The organism is Mycobacterium sp. 141, assembly GCF_000382405.1.
In the GTDB taxonomy this organism is placed as follows: Bacteria; Actinomycetota; Actinomycetes; order Mycobacteriales; family Mycobacteriaceae; genus Mycobacterium.
Genome location: NZ_KB908264.1, coordinates 16,003 through 31,908 on the forward strand (window position 1 = coordinate 16,003; position 15,906 = coordinate 31,908).

Sequence of the window (15,906 nt, forward strand, 5' to 3'; positions counted from 1 at the left end):
CCGCGAGGCTACACGGCGCCCAGTCGGCCGTCTGGCGGTTGACCGGCCAGTGACGTCGCGAGATCCTCGACCGTGGTGACCGGCAGATCGCACACGCGGCCACGACATACGTACGCCGCGTCGGCTCCGTCGACCCGGTCGCGCCCTTCGAGCAAGGTGCACGAGTTCGCTGGGCCGCCGACGACGATGGCCCCGCCGGGCGCGAGCGTGCGTGCCGCGGTGAGCAATTCGGCCGATGTCGGGTCGCACGCCACCGCGACCTGGATGGGCCCGCGGATCTGGGCCTCGGCCACCGCAAGCCAGTGCCCGCCCGAGCGGGGCGCCCGGGCCAGGATCGGCGTCGCCGAAGCCAGCGTGTCCTGCGCGGCGGCCGCGTAGGTTTCCGACGTGGTCAGGTGCGCCGCCAGTTGCAGTGCCTCGGCGATCAGGGACGCCCCTGACGGCGTGGCGCCGTCGGTCGGGTCGGCGGGGCGCACCATGAGCTGTTCGGCGTCGTCGGCGGTGTCGAACCAGCGGCCCGGCCGCTGCGGATCGGCGTAATGCCGCAGCGCTACCTCCAGCAGCTCCAGCGCTTCGGGCAGCCACGCTCCGGTGAGCTGGTACAGCGTCAGCAGACCGGTCGCGAGCGCTGCGTAATCCTCCAGGATCGCCGCGCTGTCCCCCACCCGGCCGCCGAGGCTGGCGCGGCGCAGCCGCCCGTCGACGACGTGTAGATCCAGCAGCTGCCGTGCACATTCCGAAGCAGCAGTCAGGAATTCGGGATTGTCCAGGGCCACCGCCGTTTCGGCCAGCGCGGTGATGGCCAACCCGTTCCACGCCGAGACCACCTTGTCGTCACGCGCGGGTTGTGGACGGGAACCACGCGCCGCCAACAACTTCGAGCGGACCAATGCGAACCGGGAAACGTCGTCGGGATCGACGGGCAGCTGCAACACCGACGCACCGTGCTCGAAGGTTCCATCGGCGGTGACAGCGAAAAGCGAAGCTGCCCAATCTCCGTCGTCGTCACCGAGCACTTCGGACAATTCGCTGGGCGTCCACACGTACGTCAGACCCTCGCGACCACCCGCATCGGCATCCAGCGACGAGGTGAACATTCCGCCGGCTCCGAGGCCGGCGATGATGAAGTCGGCCGTCTCCTCGGAGGCCTTGCGCGCCAACGGATCACCGGTGCGCCGGAACCAGTGTGCATACGCCCGCAGCAGCAACGCGTTGTCGTAGAGCATCTTCTCGAAGTGCGGCACCACCCAGTACGGGTCGACGCTGTAACGGGCGAACCCACCGGCCAACTGATCGTAGATGCCGCCACGGGCCATGGCCACGCAGGTGCGCTCCACCGCCGCGCACGCCGCGATGGAGCCCGTACGTTCGTAGTGCCGGAGCAGGCCTTCCAGCAACGCCGATGGCGGGAACTTCGGAGCTTTGCCGAAACCGCCGTGCGCGCGATCCTCGTCGCGCAGCACTGCGGCCACCGCGTGATCGCACAGCTCGAGTCCCACGGGCCCGCCACCGCTGGGCAGCCCCGCGGACATCGACCGCAGTTCGGTCGCGATCTGATCCGACGCGCGCTCAACCTCGCCGCGGCGGTCGCGCCAGGTTTCGGCCACCGCCGCCAACAACTGTAGGAACCCCAGCTTCGGGTAGTAGGTGCCGCAGAAGAACGGCCGCCCGTCAGGTGTCAGGAAGCACGTCATCGGCCAGCCACCTTGCCCCGTCAGAGCCACCGTGGCATTCATGTACACGGCGTCGAGATCGGGGCGCTCCTCGCGGTCGACCTTGATGCAGACGAACCCGTCGTTGGCCGCGGCCGCAACCTCAGGGTCCTCGAAGGATTCGTGGGCCATCACGTGGCACCAGTGGCACGCCGCGTAGCCGATGGACAACAGGATCGGGACGTCGCGCGCAGCCGCCTCGGCCAGTGCCTCGGGCGACCACTGCCGCCAATGCACCGGATTGTCGGCGTGCTGGCGCAGGTAGGGGCTGGTGGCCCCCGCGAGGGTGTTACCCCCCGGACTCACGGGGCTGCGGGTCGTCGGATCGCTCCTCGGAGGTGTGGTCGGTTGGGTCGTCTGCCGTGTTATCCACGGTACCGTCGTCGACGGCCTGGTCGGGTTCGGGCCGCTCCCGGTCGAACGATTCGGGCAGCTTGCGCAGGTGCCGGTTCATCGACCAGACCAGGGCAAACGTCCCGACCAGCAGTGCGACTGTGATCAGCAGGCCGAACGGGCTGGCCTTACCGAAGTCCGGTCCGGTGTTGCGGGGCTCGTCGGCCAGCAGGGTCACGACGGCCGTCAGGGTATTTATCACTTTTCAATCCCAATGAACAGATCATCCTCGGGCAGGCTTACCGGCACCCGGGACCGGGCCAGCTCGAACTCCTCGGTCGGCCACAACCGCTGCTGCCATTCGATCGGCGCGTGGAAGAAGTGACCGTGAGGGTCGATCTGGGTGGCATGTGCGCGCAGCGCGTCGTCACGCTGGCTGAAGTACTCCGAGCATTCGATCCGGGTGGTGACCCGGCTCGCGAAAATGTCATGTGCGGGGTCCCAATGCTCGAGCCACTTGGCGAACGGGCCCTCTTGGCCATTCTTGGCGAACTCGTCTTGCAGCAGTTGCATGCGCTGTCGCAGGAACCCGTGGTTGTAGTACAGCTTGGACACGCTCCACGGGTCCCCCGCGCCGGGAAACTGCATGTAGTCGGCGGCGGCCTCGTATGCGGCGACCGACACCTGGTGGCAGCGGATGTGGTCGGGGTGCGGATAGCCGCCGTGCTCGTCGTAGGTGGTCAGCACGTGCGGACGGAACTCGCGGATCACCCGCACCAGCCGCGAGATGGGCTCCTCGATGGGCACCACGCCGAAGCAGCCGTCCGGCAGCGGCGGCAGCGGGTCCCCCTCGGGTAGTCCGGAGTCGACAAAGCCCAACCAGTGGTGCTCGACGCCGAGGATCTCGGCGGCCTTGGCCATCTCGTCGCGTCGGACCTCGGCGATCCGGCCGTGCACCTCCGGTAGGTCCATCGCCGGGTTCAGAATGTCTCCGCGCTCGCCGCCGGTCAGCGTGACAACCATGACGCGCACACCTTTGGCTGCGTAGCGCGCGGTGGTCGCCGCACCCTTGCTGGACTCGTCGTCCGGGTGGGCGTGCACCGCCATCAACCGCAGTTCACTCATTGCGTCTCATCTAACTACGGCGACCTCTTACGTAATCCAACACCTGGGCCCGTTGGGTGCGGGCTCTCCCGCCTATAGTTCCAGTTCTGATGATCGAACGTCCCGTCGCCCGGTATGGGCGGCAGTCTCTGCCGGGCCGCACCCGGCGCTGGATCCTCGTCGCCCTCGTCGCTCTCGTGGTGGTGGCCGGCGTGATCCTTGCGGTCACGGCATGGCACAAGTTCGACGGCGGCGACGTGAAAAGCGAGCTCACCGCCTATGAATTGATCGGCGACGACAGCGTCTCGGTGACCATCGGGGTGACCCGGCCGGACCCGTCACGCCCGGTCGTATGCATCGTGCGAGCCCGTTCCATCGACGGCAGCGAGACCGGACGGCGCGAGATCCTGGTCGGCCCGTCGGATCAGAAGACGGTCCAAGTCACCGCCGTGGTGAAGGCGAGCAAGCCACCCGTCATCGGCGACGTCTACGGCTGCGGCACCAACGTGCCGTCGTACCTGGTAGCGCCCTAATTCCAGGACGCACGCGAGCCGCGATTCGCCCACGCTCAACAAATGCCGGACGGCAAATACATGAAGATCGCCTGTCTGTTCGGTGGTAGGCTCGACCGATACACGGTTCCGCGCTGGGGCCGTGTATTGCTGCATCAGCGCGCAGAAATCGCTTGCGCTAGCGGTGATACACGCGCATGCTCCCCGGCCCGAAACTGAGAACTTTTGTACGCGAAACGGTGCGGGGAGCACCGTTAGGACCAGATGGACAGGAGCGCGAAGACATGACCGACACCCAGGTCACCTGGCTCACCCAGGAAGCTTTCGACCGGCTGAAGGCCGAGCTGGATCAGCTGATCGCGAACCGGCCGATCATCGCAGCCGAGATCAACGACCGCCGCGAAGAGGGTGACCTGCGCGAGAACGGCGGTTACCATGCCGCCCGCGAGGAGCAGGGCCAGCAGGAGGCCCGCATCCGGCAGCTGCAGGAACTGCTCAACAACGCGAAGGTCGGTGAGGCTCCCAAGCAGTCCGGCGTGGCGCTGCCCGGCTCTGTGGTCAAGGTCTACTACGACGACGACACGAGCGACACCGAGACCTTTCTGATCGCCACCCGACAGGAGGGCATCAGCGACGGCAAGCTCGAGGTCTACTCCCCCAACTCACCGCTGGGCGGGGCCCTGATCGACGCCAAGGTCGGCGAATCCCGCACCTACACCGTGCCCAACGGCAACGTCGTCAAGGTCACGCTGGTCAGCGCTGAGCCGTACCACTCGTAACGTACGGCTCGGGGGCAAGCACTACAGTCGGGGCAATGGCGCAAATCGCCGAGGATCTCTTTCTGCTGTTGCTGGACAACGCCTCCGCGCAGCCGGGTCTGGACCGGCGCCGCCGTGAACGGGTTCTGGCTGCCGCCACTCTTCTAGATCTGGCCTATGGGTGCCAGATCCGCCCGGCGTTGGCCGGTGAGCCCATCGACCCTGGTTTGCTCGTCGCCCTCGCCGGCGATTGGCCGGTCGATCCGGTGACCGGTCCGGCACTCGAGCTGCTACAACGGCGCCCGCTGTCTGCGGACTCGGCGCTGAGCAAGCTCGCCAAGATCAACCAGCCCAACCTCGAGCTGCACCTGGAACGCATGGGTCAGATTCGTCGGGTTCGCATGCCCGGCAAAGGTTTTCGCGCCACCTACTGCTGGCCGCTGACCAACCGGGAACGGGTCGGTCGAGCGCGGGACGCCCTGCTGGGCGCGCTGTTCGACGGGCAGAACCCGGTTCCCGCGATCGCCGCCATCATCTGCCTGCTGCATGCCGTCGACGGGCTGGGCGCCGTGCTCAGCCTCAACGAGCGGGGCTGGCGCTGGGTGCACGCGCGGGCGACGGAGATCACCACCGGAGCGTGGGTCGACGACACCGCCGCAGGGTTGCCGGAGATGAACCTGGCGGTGACGACGTCGACACTGCGCCCGGCATTGATGGCGTGATCCCGTCCTTTGCGCGAGCAGACACTGCGGTACCGGAAATCCCGGCGTGTCGGGTACTTTCGCGTCTGCTCGCGGTCTAGGCCAGCGCCTGTTCCAGGTCGGCCAGCAGGTCGGCGGGGTGTTCGATCCCGACCGACAAACGCACGAGATCGTCAGGGACCTCCAACTGCGAACCCGCCGTCGAGGCATGGGTCATGGCAGCGGGATACTCGATCAGCGACTCCACCCCGCCGAGCGACTCGGCGAGGATGAAAATCTCGGTGCGCGAGCACAATTCACGCGCAGCGTGCGGACCGCCCCGCAACCTGACCGACACCATGCCCCCGAACCCGCTCATCTGCCGGGCCGCGACCAGATGGTTGGGGTGGGTGTCCAACCCCGGGTACAGCACCGACTCGACGGCGGGGTGTCCAACGAGGAATTCGGCTATGAGAGCGGCGTTTTCGCTGTGCTGGCGCATCCGCAACACCAGGGTCTTGAGCCCGCGCATGGTCAGGTAGGCGTCGAACGGGCCCGGCACCGCGCCGGCGCCGTTCTGCAGGAACGCGAACGCCGTGTCGAGTTCCTCGTCGTTGGTCAGCAGGGCGCCACCCACCACGTCGGAGTGCCCGCCGATGTACTTGGTGGTGGAATGCAGCACGATATCCGCGCCGAGCAACAGCGGCTGTTGCAATGCCGGTGAGGCAAACGTGTTGTCCACCAACACCTTCACCCCCGACGCGGAAGCGATCTGCACGATCGCCGAGATGTCGGCAATGGTCAGCAGCGGGTTGGTCGGCGTCTCCACCCAGATCAGCTTGGTGCGAGGGGTCAACGCCGCACGCACCGCGTCGAGGTCCGACAACGGCGCCGGTGTGTGGGTGATTCCCCACTGAGAGAACACCTTGTCGATCAACCGGAAGGTGCCACCGTACGCATCGTCGGGGATCACCACGTGGTCGCCCGGACGCAGCACGGCACGCAAGGCACAGTCGGTGGCTGCCATACCCGAACTGAACGCACGCCCGTAGTCGGCCTCCTCGACCGCGGCCAGCGACGCTTCCAGGGCGGCGCGCGTCGGGTTGCCGGTGCGGGCGTATTCGAATCCACCGCGCAGGCCACCGACACCATCCTGGGCGAAGGTCGAGCTCGCGTAGATCGGGGCGTTGACGGCTCCCGTACCCGGATCGGGACGGTAACCGGCGTGGATGGCTTTCGTGGCCAGACCGTGCCACTTGCGCTGTTCACTCATAACCCGTCGAGCCTATCCGGGCCAGCACGGGTACGGCCCGGCGCCCAGTGGATTCACCGGTACGCGCACCGCCGACATGATCTTGTCGGCGAAGGTCTGCCGCACCAGACACATGCCGAAACCGATTGGCTGGCCGGTTCTTTTGGCACGCCCTGTCACCACCGCTGCTGGCGCACCGCGCCACGTGCCCACCCGTGAGGAACGCCACCCGATCGAACCACGGCATGCAGGAGGCCGGGTTGGGCGCGGCCATGGCCAGATGATGCCGTCCGAACACTGCGCCCACGGTGCTGACCTCTCGGCCAAGCGCACCGTGGGCGCAATGTCGTTGACGGGTACTACGGAGTCAGCGGAGCAACCTGGCCGCCGCTGAGCCGACGGAAGGCGTAGACCGTGATCAGCATCGCCACTGGGGAGGCGACCAACAGGCCGACCAGACACACCAGGGCGCCGACGATCATCACAAGGATGGTGACCAACCAAGTCAGCGCGACCGGGCCGAAGTTCGCCTTGGCGATATTGAAACTCGTCGACAGACCCTCGATACCCGACTGGTTGCGATCGAGCACGGCAACGGTGCCGAACATCAACATGATTGCCGCAATAAGGCCGGGAACGACACAAAGGAAAATGCCGATGGTGACGATGATCCCGGACACCAGCGACGCGATGATGACGTTGCCCACGTTGCGCGGCTTGAAGAACGACCCGATGGTGACGGGCTGCCCGTTGGCGATGTCAAGAATGCCGCTCAAGTACGCCGACTGAATCGCGCCCGCGACTACGAGCATGACCAGGCCGCCGATCACAGAGACGGCGATGCCGCCCGCGCCCATAGAAAAGCTGGTCGAGTAGCTGTACTCGTCGTACGAGCTGCTGTCGACAGTGGTGAACATGCCGGAGATGAACTGGATGAGGAACTCCAGCACCACATAGACCACGCCGAATGCGAGCGTCGGCACGATCAGTTCAGCCGGGTGCTTGGTGAACTTGTTCCACGCCCACGAGAACGCATCCCCCACGCTGTACGCCGCGCCGGGCGCGAAGCCCGGGCCACCGGGAGGCGGATAGCCGGGTGCGCCCGGAGGGGGCGGAGGCGGATAACCGCCGGGGCCACCGGGAGGCGGTGGCGGCGGGTAACCACCCTGCGGCGGAGGTGGGTAACCACCCTGCGGGGGTGGCGGATAACCGCCGGGGCCACCGGGAGGCGGTGGCGGGTAGCCACCACCACCGTGCGGCGGCTGGTACCCGCCGCCACCCGGCGGCGGAGGCGGCGGAAATCCTCCAGGGGGTGGCGGAGGGTAGTTTCCGGGTGGCGGTTGATTGCTCACGTTGATGGCTCCTATCTCGGGTAGCGACCGTCACCCGGTCACCACTCACCTAGATGTACAGGGGGCGGAACGGCTCACAGGGGAGGTTACGCACCAGGGGGCACATTCACACGCCCCCCGCGGCAAAGGCCGTGTCGACAGATCGGTCGCGGACCCCCTCCGCAGTCGAGTTTGCTGGACAGCGCTGGCTGACATTACCGGAGAAGTCGCTCATTGCAAGACTTCTCACCCGATACTCAACGCCGGGCGTTTCCCTCCGACAGAAATCCGAGCAGATCGTGCCGCGTCAGCACGCCGACCGGCTTGCCGTCTTCGACGACCATCACTGCGTCGCACTCACGCAGCGACTTCGCCGCGGTACTCACCAACTCCCCCGCGCCGATCAACGGTAGCGCCGGACCCATGTGCTCGGAAACCGCGTCGGCAAGCTTCGCCCGGCCCTCGAACACCGCCGAAAGCAATTCTCGCTCCGACACGCTGCCGGCCACCTCGCCGGCCATCACCGGAGGCTCGGCACCCACGACGGGCATCTGCGACACCCCGTACTCGCGCAGGATTCCGATGGCGTCACGCAACGTCTCCGACGGATGGGTGTGGACCAGGTCGGGCAGCGCACCGGACTTGCCGCGCAACACATCCCCGACGGTCGCCTGCTCGATCGAGCCGTCCAACCGGCTGCGCAGGAAACCGTACGACGACATCCACGCGTCGTTGAAAATCTTTGAGAGATAACCACGTCCGCCGTCCGGCAGCAGCACCACCACCAGCGAGTCGGGCCCCGCCTTGCGAGCCACCTCGTTGGCGGCAACGACCGCCATCCCGCATGATCCACCCACCAGCAGCGCCTCCTCGCGCGCGAGCCGCCGGGTCATCTCGAACGAATCCGCGTCAGAGACCGCTATGACCTCGTCGGGCACGGTCGGGTCGTAGGCGCTCGGCCAGAAGTCTTCACCGACCCCCTCGACCAAATACGGCCGGCCGGTCCCACCCGAGTACACCGAGCCCTCGGGATCGGCGCCGATGATCCGCACCTTTCCGCCAGACACCTCCTTGAGGTAGCGACCGGTGCCGGTGATGGTGCCTCCGGTGCCCACACCGGCTACGAAATGGGTGATCTTGCCGTCGGTGTCGGCCCAGATCTCCGGGCCTGTGGTCGCATAATGACTGGCCGGCCCCATCGGGTTGGAGTACTGATCGGGCTTCCAGGCCCCGTCGATCTCGGTGACCAGCCGGTCGGAGACGCTGTAGTAACTGTCCGGGTGATCCGGCGCTACCGCCGTCGGGCACACGACGACGTCAGCGCCGTACGCGCGCAACACATTCTGCTTGTCCTCGCTGACCTTGTCGGGGCAGACGAAGATGCACTTGTAGCCGCGGCGCTGGGCCACCAGAGCCAGTCCCACCCCGGTGTTGCCTGAGGTCGGCTCGACAATGGTGCCGCCCGGCTTGAGTTCACCGCTGGCCTCAGCGGCGTCGATCATCTTGACGGCGATGCGGTCCTTGGCACTGCCGCCGGGGTTGAGGTATTCGATCTTGGCGGCAACCAAGCCCGCACCTTCTGGGACAACCGAGTTCAGCTGTACCAGAGGGGTATTGCCGATGAGCTCACTGACGTGCTTGGCGATGCGCATAGTCACATCGTCTCAGGCCCGCGCGCGGGTTACCAGGTCGCCTCGCGAATGTACTCGCCAATCTGGCGCAGCGACCGGGCCGCTTCGGATACCAGAGGCGCCGCAAGCTGGAAGACATGCATCTGACCGGGCCAAATGTGCACCTCTACCGGAACGCCGGCAGCGGCGAGCATGTGGGCAGCTTTCCGCGCATCGCTGATCAAAACCTCGGAACCGGACACGTGGATAAGCGTGCGCGGGAGACCGGGCTCGATGTGGTCGAGCGGTTCGTAGACTTCCTCGCCCTTGCGGTCGGCCGCGCGGTCGACGAGCTTGACGAGGGCGTCGAACGCCTTGGGCACGAACATGGCATCCCGGTGGATGTTCGGATGATTGGCCCGCGCCGTGTTGTCGATCTCGAACAAGGGCGACATGGTGACCAGCGCCGCCGGTTCCTCTCCCTCGGCCAGGAGCCGTTCGGCCAGAGCCAGCCCCAGATAACCGCCCGCCGAGTCACCGACCAGCACGATCTGCTCGGGCTCGTATCCGGTGAGCCGCAGCCATTGGTAGGCGTCGTAACAGTCGTCGATCGCGGTGCCCACCGAATGCTTGGGGACCATGCGGTAATCCACCGCCAGTACCGGACTGTCCGCGTACTGCGACAGCGACGTCACAATGCCGGAATGTGTGTTCGCACCACACGTCAGGAACGCGCCACCGTGCAGGTACAGGACGACGCTTCGCTTGCCGTCGGCGGGCAGCACACCCTTGGCGCGCACAAGGTGCGCGGTGCAGTTGGGCAGGCCGACCGTCGCCTTGATGGTGCCGGGGGCGGGCCGCATGAGCCGCGCGGCGAAGTTGACAACACCGAACGGCCACGGCAAATGCGGAGCATAGCTACCAATTGCTACAACGGGTCGGATAGTCAGCATTGCCGCCAGCGAAGTCAGTCGGCCGGCGAGACTCGGACCGTCTTCGACCACCTCGACGGGCGCCAGGTCACTGACGGGGTACTTGCGCGCGCGGTGCACTCTAGCTGGGCTTATACCAGCACGACGGGACCTCGCGACCTTACTCGGTGCAGTCATCGCCACCACTTCCTACGTCTTTGTAGTGCTAGGTGTGCTACGTCACTCAGACAACCCGGGTAACTTAGCTTGCCATCCTCAGTCAGTTCAACAATCAAATAATCTGAATTGATACCGGACTTGATACCGCAACGTAATCGGTGGTCTCCGCTCGCCGCACGCAAAAGCTGGTGTGTCGCACCTAAACTTGCGGTGTGGGCTCAAGCAGTAGTGCTCCTCGCAGCCGCAGTGCCGGTAGTGCTCCTCGCGTCCGCAGTGCCGGTAGTGCTCCTCGCGTCCGCACCCCGAGTCGAATGACGTTCGCCATGGCGGCCGCGGCGACCCTGGTGTCCACCGGCTCTGCGTATATCGGAGCGCGCAATCTGCTGTCGGGGCAGGCCGATCAGGCCCGTCGGGTCATCCCGAAGGCGTGGGACATCCCGCCCCGCGCCGACGGCGTCTACGCGCCCGGCGGTGGCCCGGTGCAGCGTTGGGAGCGCGGAATTCCGTTCGACATACATCTGATGGTGTTCGGCGACTCGACCGCCACGGGCTACGGCTGCCATGTGGCCGACGAGGTGCCCGGTGTGGTGATCGCCCGCGGCATCGCCGAGCAGTTCGGTAAGCGGGTCCGGTTGAGCACCAAGGCAATTGTCGGTGCGACCTCGAAAGGGCTGTCGGGGCAGATCGACGCGATGTTCGTGGCCGGCCCACCGCCGGATGCGGCCGTCATCATGATCGGTGCCAACGACATCACCAAACCGAACGGCATCGGCCCCTCGGCGCGGCGGCTGGGCGTGGCAGTACGCCGGTTACGGTCCGCGAGTGCGGTCGTGGTCGTGGGCACCTGCCCGGACTTCGGTGTCATCAAGGCGATTCCCCAACCATTGCGCTGGCTCGCACACGGCCGGGGGTTGCGGCTGGCCCGCGCCCAGGCCGGTGCCGTGCGGGCCGCGGGCGGTGTGCCGGTGCCGTTCTCCGATCTGCTGGCACCCGACTTCTACAAGACCCCCGAACTGTTGTTCTCGCAGGACATGTTCCACCCATCGGCGGCCGGTTACGCTCTGGCGGCCAGCCAGTTGCTACCGGCGCTGTGTAATGCCTTGGGCAACTGGGACGGTGACGCAGCTCTGGAGACCGGTTCGGCGGACGACGCGTCGTTGCTGTCGCGGCTCGGCGGCGTGAGCAGGCTCTGGCGGCGGCCGACCGGAGTACCCGCACCCATCGTGGTACCCGCGGGCTAGGTTCATTTCTAGAACACGATCTAGGAGCTTGCCATGCCCGAAGCCGTCATCGTCGCCACCGCCCGCTCGCCGATCGGCCGTGCCGGAAAGGGATCGCTCGTCGAGATGCGGCCGGACGACCTGGCCGCTCAGATGGTGAAGGCTGTGCTGGACAAAGTGCCGGCCCTGAACCCCCGCGACATCGATGACCTCGTCATGGGTTGCGGCCAGCCTGGTGGCGAGGCCGGGTTCAACATCGGTCGCACCGTCGCGGTCCAGCTGGGCTACGACTTTCTGCCCGGCACCACGGTCAACCGCTACTGCTCGTCGTCGCTGCAAACCACCCGCATGGCATTCCACGCGATCAAGGCCGGTGAGGGCCACGCATTCATCTCGGCCGGCGTCGAGACCGTGTCGCGGTTCGCCAAGGGCAACGCCGACGGTTGGCCCGACACCAAGAACCCGCTCTATGCCGACGCAATGGCCCGCACCGACAAGGCCGCCGCGGGCGCCGAGGAATGGCACGACCCGCGGGAAGACGGCAACATCCCCGATGTATACATCGCCATGGGCCAGACCGCCGAGAACGTCGCGCTACACACCGGTATCAGCCGCGAAGAACAGGATCACTGGGGCGTGCGGTCGCAGAACCGGGCCGAAGAGGCGATCAAGACCGGATTCTTCGAGCGCGAGATCGTGCCGGTGGCCCTGCCCGACGGCACCGTGGTGTCCACCGATGACGGCCCTCGGCCCGGCACGACCTACGAGAAGATCAGCCAGCTCAAGCCGGTCTTCCGGCCCAACGGCACCATCACTGCCGGCAACGCCTGCCCGTTGAACGACGGCGCCGCGGCACTCGTGGTGATGAGCGATGTGCGCGCTCGCGAACTCGGGCTCACGCCGCTGGCCCGCATCGTGTCGACCGGTGTATCCGGCCTGTCGCCGGAGATCATGGGTCTCGGCCCGATCGAGGCCGTCAAGAAGGCTCTTGCCAACGCAGGCATGAGTATTGGCGACATAGACCTCTACGAGATCAACGAGGCGTTCGCGGTGCAGGTACTTGGTTCGGCCCGGGCCCTGGGCATCGATGAGGACAAGCTCAATGTCTCAGGCGGCGCAATTGCTTTGGGCCATCCGTTCGGCATGACCGGCGCCCGGATCACCGCAACCCTGCTGAACAATCTGCAGACCTACGACAAGACGCTCGGCATCGAGACCATGTGCGTCGGTGGCGGCCAGGGCATGGCGATGGTCGTGGAGCGGCTCTCCTAGTTCCTTCGGCGTTGACTCTGCCCACAGGGCGCAAAAATACGAGAAGCTAACGGCCCCAACCGCAGAGTGAAGACCCCCAAACAGGCCCCACACATTCTCGACGCGAAAGGAGAAGGGCGCCCGCAGGTCGCGGACGCCCTTCTCGCGAAAAGAAACTAGTCGTTGTTGAAGTAACTCAACAGCCGCAGGATCTCGATGTACAGCCAGACCAGCGTGACGGTCAGGCCCAAGGCGATGCCCCACGCGGCCTTCTCCGGCGCACCGGCACGGATCATCTGGTCGGCAGCGTCGAAGTCGATCAGGAAGCTGAACGACGCCAACGCAATACACAGCAGCGAGAAGCCGATCGCCAGCCCACCGCCATTGGTGAGCGGGGCGTTGCCGGTGAAGATCGCGAACAGGATGTTGACGATGCCCAGGGCGACGACGCCGAAGATGCCGGCGACGATCATGCGGGTGAACTTGGGCGTGACGCGGATAGCGCCGGTCTTGTAGACGACGAGCATGCCGAAGAACACGCCGAAGGTCGCGACCACGGCCTGGAAGATCATGGCGGGGCCACCGGTCGACACCAGGTTGGCGAACAGGAACGACGCCGTGCCGACGAACAGGCCTTCAAACGCCGCGTACGACAGCACGATCGCCGGGTTGTCCTGCTTACGACCGAAGGTGGCGATCAACACCAGCGCCAGGCCGCCGAAGCTGCCGATGAAGAACGCAGGCATCAGCAGGGCCGGATTGGCTGCCACGAAGAAGTAGGCGACGACCGCGACCGCCGACACGATGGCCAGCGAGATGCCGGTCTTGGTGACAACGTCATCGATGGTCAGTGGACGCGATACACCGGTCTGCCGCTGGTCGGGGTACTCGGTATAAGGCTGTGCATGTACCTGCTGAGCGCCGTAGCCGGCGGCTCCGGTACCGAATTGTGCGTATCCGCCCTGCGTTTTGGGCAGAGACCGGAATACCGGGTTGCTGGTCTCGCGCACCGTCGGGTCCTCTCCTATGTGCCGTGTTCGGCAGTGAACTACTTCGGTCAACGAACGGCGATCTGCACAGGTTCCCGCAGAACCGAACACGTTCCCAGGAAACGTACAGACTTGATGTTGAAGCAAACCCTACCCGGCGTAAGCGACCAACGGGCGTCGAACTAGATTGGCCCCGTGACAGAAAACGAGGACATCCTAGTAAATGTCCGTAACGGGGTCGGCATTCTGACCCTGAACCGGCCGAGGGCGATCAACTCGCTCAATGAGGGGATGGTCGCGGGAATCGCCGCGGCACTCGACGCATGGGAGAACGACGACACGATCCACACCGTGCTGCTCACCGGAGCCGGCGAGCGCGGGCTGTGCGCAGGCGGCGATGTGGTGGCGCTCTATCACAGCGCCAAGGCGGACGGGGCCGACGCCCGCAAGTTCTGGTACGACGAGTACCGGCTCAATGCTCGGATCGGCAGTTATCCCAAGCCGTACGTGGCGATCATGGACGGCATTGTGATGGGTGGGGGCGTCGGCGTCGCGGCCCACGGGAGCGTCCGGGTGGTCACAGACACCACCAAGATGGCGATGCCAGAGGTCGGTATCGGGTTCATCCCCGACGTCGGCGGTACTTATCTGCTGTCGCGGGCCCCGGGCGCACTCGGCCTGCACGCCGCGCTGACCGGCGCACCGTTCGGCGGGGCCGACGCCATCGCGATGGGCTTCGCCGATCACTATGTGCCGCATGCCGATCTCGCCGAGTTCACCGAGTCCATCGTCAACGACGGTCTCGACAGTGCCCTGGCCGGCCACGCCGTCGAACCGCCGCCCAGTCCACTACTGGCGCAACGGGACTGGATCGACACCTGCTATGCCGGGGAAACCGTCGCCGACATCCTCGCCGAGCTGCGCGACCACGACGCGGGCCCGGTCGGCCAGACTGGCGGCACCGCCGCCGGTCACATTGGCGGCACCGCCGCCGGCCACGCCGCCAATCTCATCGCCACCCGCTCCCCCGTCTCGCTCGCGGTGACATTGGTAGCCGTGCGCCGGGCCGCGAAGCTGGACACGCTGGAGGAGGTGCTGCAGCAGGAGTACCGGACGTCATGTGCATCGGTACGTTCGCATGATTTCGTCGAGGGCATCCGCGCCCAACTGGTCGACAAGGACCGCGACCCACACTGGTTCCCGCCATCGATTGCGGAGGTAACCCAGGCCGACGTCGACGCATACTTCGTTCCGGCGGATCCCGACCTGACGTTCTGAGAGGACATCCCATGAGCTTTGAGACGATCCTGGTGACCCGCGTCGACCGCGTCGCCACCATCACCCTCAACCGACCCAAGGCGCTCAACGCGCTCAACAGCCAGGTGATGAACGAAGTCACCACGGCCGCAGCCGAACTCGACAACGACCCGGGCATCGGCGCGATCATCGTCACCGGTAACGAGAAGGCATTCGCCGCCGGTGCGGATATCAAGGAGATGGCGGAGCTGTCGTTCGCCGACGTGTACGCGGCCGACTTGTTCGAGCTGTGGTCGAAATTCGCCGCCACCCGGACCCCGACCGTCGCCGCCGTCGCCGGGTATGCCCTGGGTGGTGGCTGCGAGCTGGCGATGATGTGCGACATCCTGATCGCTGCCGACACCGCCAAGTTCGGCCAGCCCGAGATCAAGCTGGGTGTGCTGCCCGGCATGGGCGGCAGCCAGCGACTGACACGTGCGATCGGCAAGGCCAAGGCCATGGACCTGATCCTGACGGGCCGAACCATCGACGCGGTCGAAGCCGAACGGGCCGGGCTGGTGTCGCGCCTGGTCCCGGCGGATTCGCTGATCGACGAGGCCCTCGCGGTGGCCGAGACGATCGCGGGGATGTCGCTGTCGGCGACGCGGATGGCCAAGGAAGCCGTCAACCGTGCTTATGAGTCGACGCTTGCGGAGGGGCTGCTCTACGAACGCCGACTGTTCCACTCGGCCTTCGCCACGACCGACCAGAAGGAAGGCATGGCGGCCTTCACCCAGAAACGCGCCCCCAACTTCACCCATCGCTAA

General features: G+C 66.2%; 15 protein-coding genes. 7 read left to right on the forward strand and 8 right to left on the reverse strand.

What is annotated here, in order from left to right; translation table 11 throughout:
• Positions 1-8 precede the first annotated feature (8 nt).
• The 3 genes from H276_RS0114175 to mca are packed head-to-tail and all read right to left on the reverse strand — an operon-like array spanning position 9 to position 3,170.
• Positions 9-2,018 carry a thioredoxin domain-containing protein gene (locus H276_RS0114175; RefSeq protein WP_019971967.1) on the reverse strand — a complete coding sequence of 670 codons (2,010 nt, stop codon included), beginning with the start codon at positions 2,016-2,018 and terminating at the stop codon, positions 9-11.
• Positions 2,002-2,307 (reverse strand): hypothetical protein, encoded by a 306-nt coding sequence (locus H276_RS0114180; RefSeq protein ID WP_019971968.1) that lies wholly within the window; start codon positions 2,305-2,307, stop codon positions 2,002-2,004. Before H276_RS0114180 ends, H276_RS0114175 begins: the two co-directional genes overlap by 17 nt.
• Complete coding sequence (gene mca, locus H276_RS0114185) at positions 2,304-3,170, reverse strand: mycothiol conjugate amidase Mca (RefSeq protein WP_019971969.1); 867 nt, start codon at positions 3,168-3,170, stop codon at positions 2,304-2,306. Before mca ends, H276_RS0114180 begins: the two co-directional genes overlap by 4 nt.
• 89 nt (positions 3,171-3,259) lie before the next feature.
• Here mca and H276_RS0114190 point away from each other — a divergent pair, with 89 nt between their 5' ends.
• The 3 genes from H276_RS0114190 (at position 3,260) to H276_RS0114200 (ending at position 5,141) form a co-directional block, all read left to right on the forward strand.
• Positions 3,260-3,682, forward strand: coding sequence for a DUF4307 domain-containing protein (locus H276_RS0114190; RefSeq protein ID WP_019971970.1), 423 nt, complete (start codon positions 3,260-3,262; stop codon positions 3,680-3,682).
• A gap of 263 nt (positions 3,683-3,945) precedes the next feature.
• Entirely contained in the window at positions 3,946-4,440 is a 495-nt protein-coding gene (greA, locus tag H276_RS0114195; protein ID WP_019971971.1) for a transcription elongation factor GreA, read from the forward strand.
• A 35-nt stretch (positions 4,441-4,475) separates the two neighbouring features.
• Positions 4,476-5,141, forward strand: a complete 666-nt coding sequence (locus tag H276_RS0114200) for a GPP34 family phosphoprotein (RefSeq protein WP_019971972.1) — start codon at positions 4,476-4,478, stop codon at positions 5,139-5,141.
• A 76-nt stretch (positions 5,142-5,217) separates the two neighbouring features.
• On the opposite strand, the gene H276_RS0114205 is transcribed toward H276_RS0114200, so the two are convergent.
• From H276_RS0114205 to H276_RS0114225, 4 genes are all read right to left on the reverse strand, one after another.
• The gene (locus H276_RS0114205) at positions 5,218-6,372 is read right to left on the reverse strand and encodes a cystathionine gamma-synthase (protein WP_019971973.1); all 1,155 of its coding nucleotides are present in this window, start codon (positions 6,370-6,372) and stop codon (positions 5,218-5,220) included.
• A 338-nt stretch (positions 6,373-6,710) separates the two neighbouring features.
• On the reverse strand, positions 6,711-7,703 hold the full coding sequence (locus tag H276_RS23020; RefSeq protein WP_026356993.1) for a membrane protein: 993 nt from the start codon (positions 7,701-7,703) through the stop codon (positions 6,711-6,713).
• A gap of 236 nt (positions 7,704-7,939) precedes the next feature.
• On the reverse strand, positions 7,940-9,334 hold the full coding sequence (locus tag H276_RS0114220; RefSeq protein WP_019971976.1) for a cystathionine beta-synthase: 1,395 nt from the start codon (positions 9,332-9,334) through the stop codon (positions 7,940-7,942).
• 29 nt (positions 9,335-9,363) lie between these two features.
• Positions 9,364-10,401 carry an alpha/beta hydrolase gene (locus H276_RS0114225; RefSeq protein ID WP_026356994.1) on the reverse strand — a complete coding sequence of 346 codons (1,038 nt, stop codon included), beginning with the start codon at positions 10,399-10,401 and terminating at the stop codon, positions 9,364-9,366.
• A gap of 293 nt (positions 10,402-10,694) precedes the next feature.
• On the opposite strand from H276_RS0114225, the gene H276_RS0114230 reads away from it, so the two are divergent.
• Both H276_RS0114230 and H276_RS0114235 read left to right on the forward strand, forming a co-directional pair.
• The gene (locus H276_RS0114230; RefSeq protein ID WP_019971978.1) at positions 10,695-11,624 is read left to right on the forward strand and encodes an SGNH/GDSL hydrolase family protein; all 930 of its coding nucleotides are present in this window, start codon (positions 10,695-10,697) and stop codon (positions 11,622-11,624) included.
• A gap of 33 nt (positions 11,625-11,657) precedes the next feature.
• A complete protein-coding gene (locus H276_RS0114235) occupies positions 11,658-12,875 on the forward strand; it encodes an acetyl-CoA C-acetyltransferase (protein ID WP_019971979.1) in 1,218 nt (405 codons plus the stop codon).
• A 155-nt stretch (positions 12,876-13,030) separates the two neighbouring features.
• Here H276_RS0114235 and H276_RS0114240 read toward each other — a convergent pair whose 3' ends face one another.
• Positions 13,031-13,864, reverse strand: a complete 834-nt coding sequence (locus tag H276_RS0114240) for a Bax inhibitor-1/YccA family protein (RefSeq protein WP_019971980.1) — start codon at positions 13,862-13,864, stop codon at positions 13,031-13,033.
• A gap of 174 nt (positions 13,865-14,038) precedes the next feature.
• On the opposite strand from H276_RS0114240, the gene H276_RS0114245 reads away from it, so the two are divergent.
• Together H276_RS0114245 and H276_RS0114250 are read left to right on the forward strand one after the other, a co-directional pair.
• A complete protein-coding gene (locus H276_RS0114245) occupies positions 14,039-15,121 on the forward strand; it encodes an enoyl-CoA hydratase/isomerase family protein (protein WP_019971981.1) in 1,083 nt (360 codons plus the stop codon).
• 11 nt (positions 15,122-15,132) lie between these two features.
• On the forward strand, positions 15,133-15,906 hold the full coding sequence (locus tag H276_RS0114250) for an enoyl-CoA hydratase (RefSeq protein WP_019971982.1): 774 nt from the start codon (positions 15,133-15,135) through the stop codon (positions 15,904-15,906).

Coding starts and splice junctions, on each gene's coding strand:
- mca (WP_019971969.1), bottom strand. CDS start 3,170: ATGAGTGAACTGCGGTTGATGGCGGTGCACGCCCACCCGGACGACGAG.
- H276_RS0114190 (WP_019971970.1), top strand. CDS start 3,260: ATGATCGAACGTCCCGTCGCCCGGTATGGGCGGCAGTCTCTGCCGGGC.
- greA (WP_019971971.1), top strand. CDS start 3,946: ATGACCGACACCCAGGTCACCTGGCTCACCCAGGAAGCTTTCGACCGG.
- H276_RS0114200 (WP_019971972.1), top strand. CDS start 4,476: ATGGCGCAAATCGCCGAGGATCTCTTTCTGCTGTTGCTGGACAACGCC.
- H276_RS0114205 (WP_019971973.1), bottom strand. CDS start 6,372: ATGAGTGAACAGCGCAAGTGGCACGGTCTGGCCACGAAAGCCATCCAC.
- H276_RS0114220 (WP_019971976.1), bottom strand. CDS start 9,334: ATGCGCATCGCCAAGCACGTCAGTGAGCTCATCGGCAATACCCCTCTG.
- H276_RS0114225 (WP_026356994.1), bottom strand. CDS start 10,401: ATGACTGCACCGAGTAAGGTCGCGAGGTCCCGTCGTGCTGGTATAAGC.
- H276_RS0114230 (WP_019971978.1), top strand. CDS start 10,695: ATGACGTTCGCCATGGCGGCCGCGGCGACCCTGGTGTCCACCGGCTCT.
- H276_RS0114235 (WP_019971979.1), top strand. CDS start 11,658: ATGCCCGAAGCCGTCATCGTCGCCACCGCCCGCTCGCCGATCGGCCGT.
- H276_RS0114250 (WP_019971982.1), top strand. CDS start 15,133: ATGAGCTTTGAGACGATCCTGGTGACCCGCGTCGACCGCGTCGCCACC.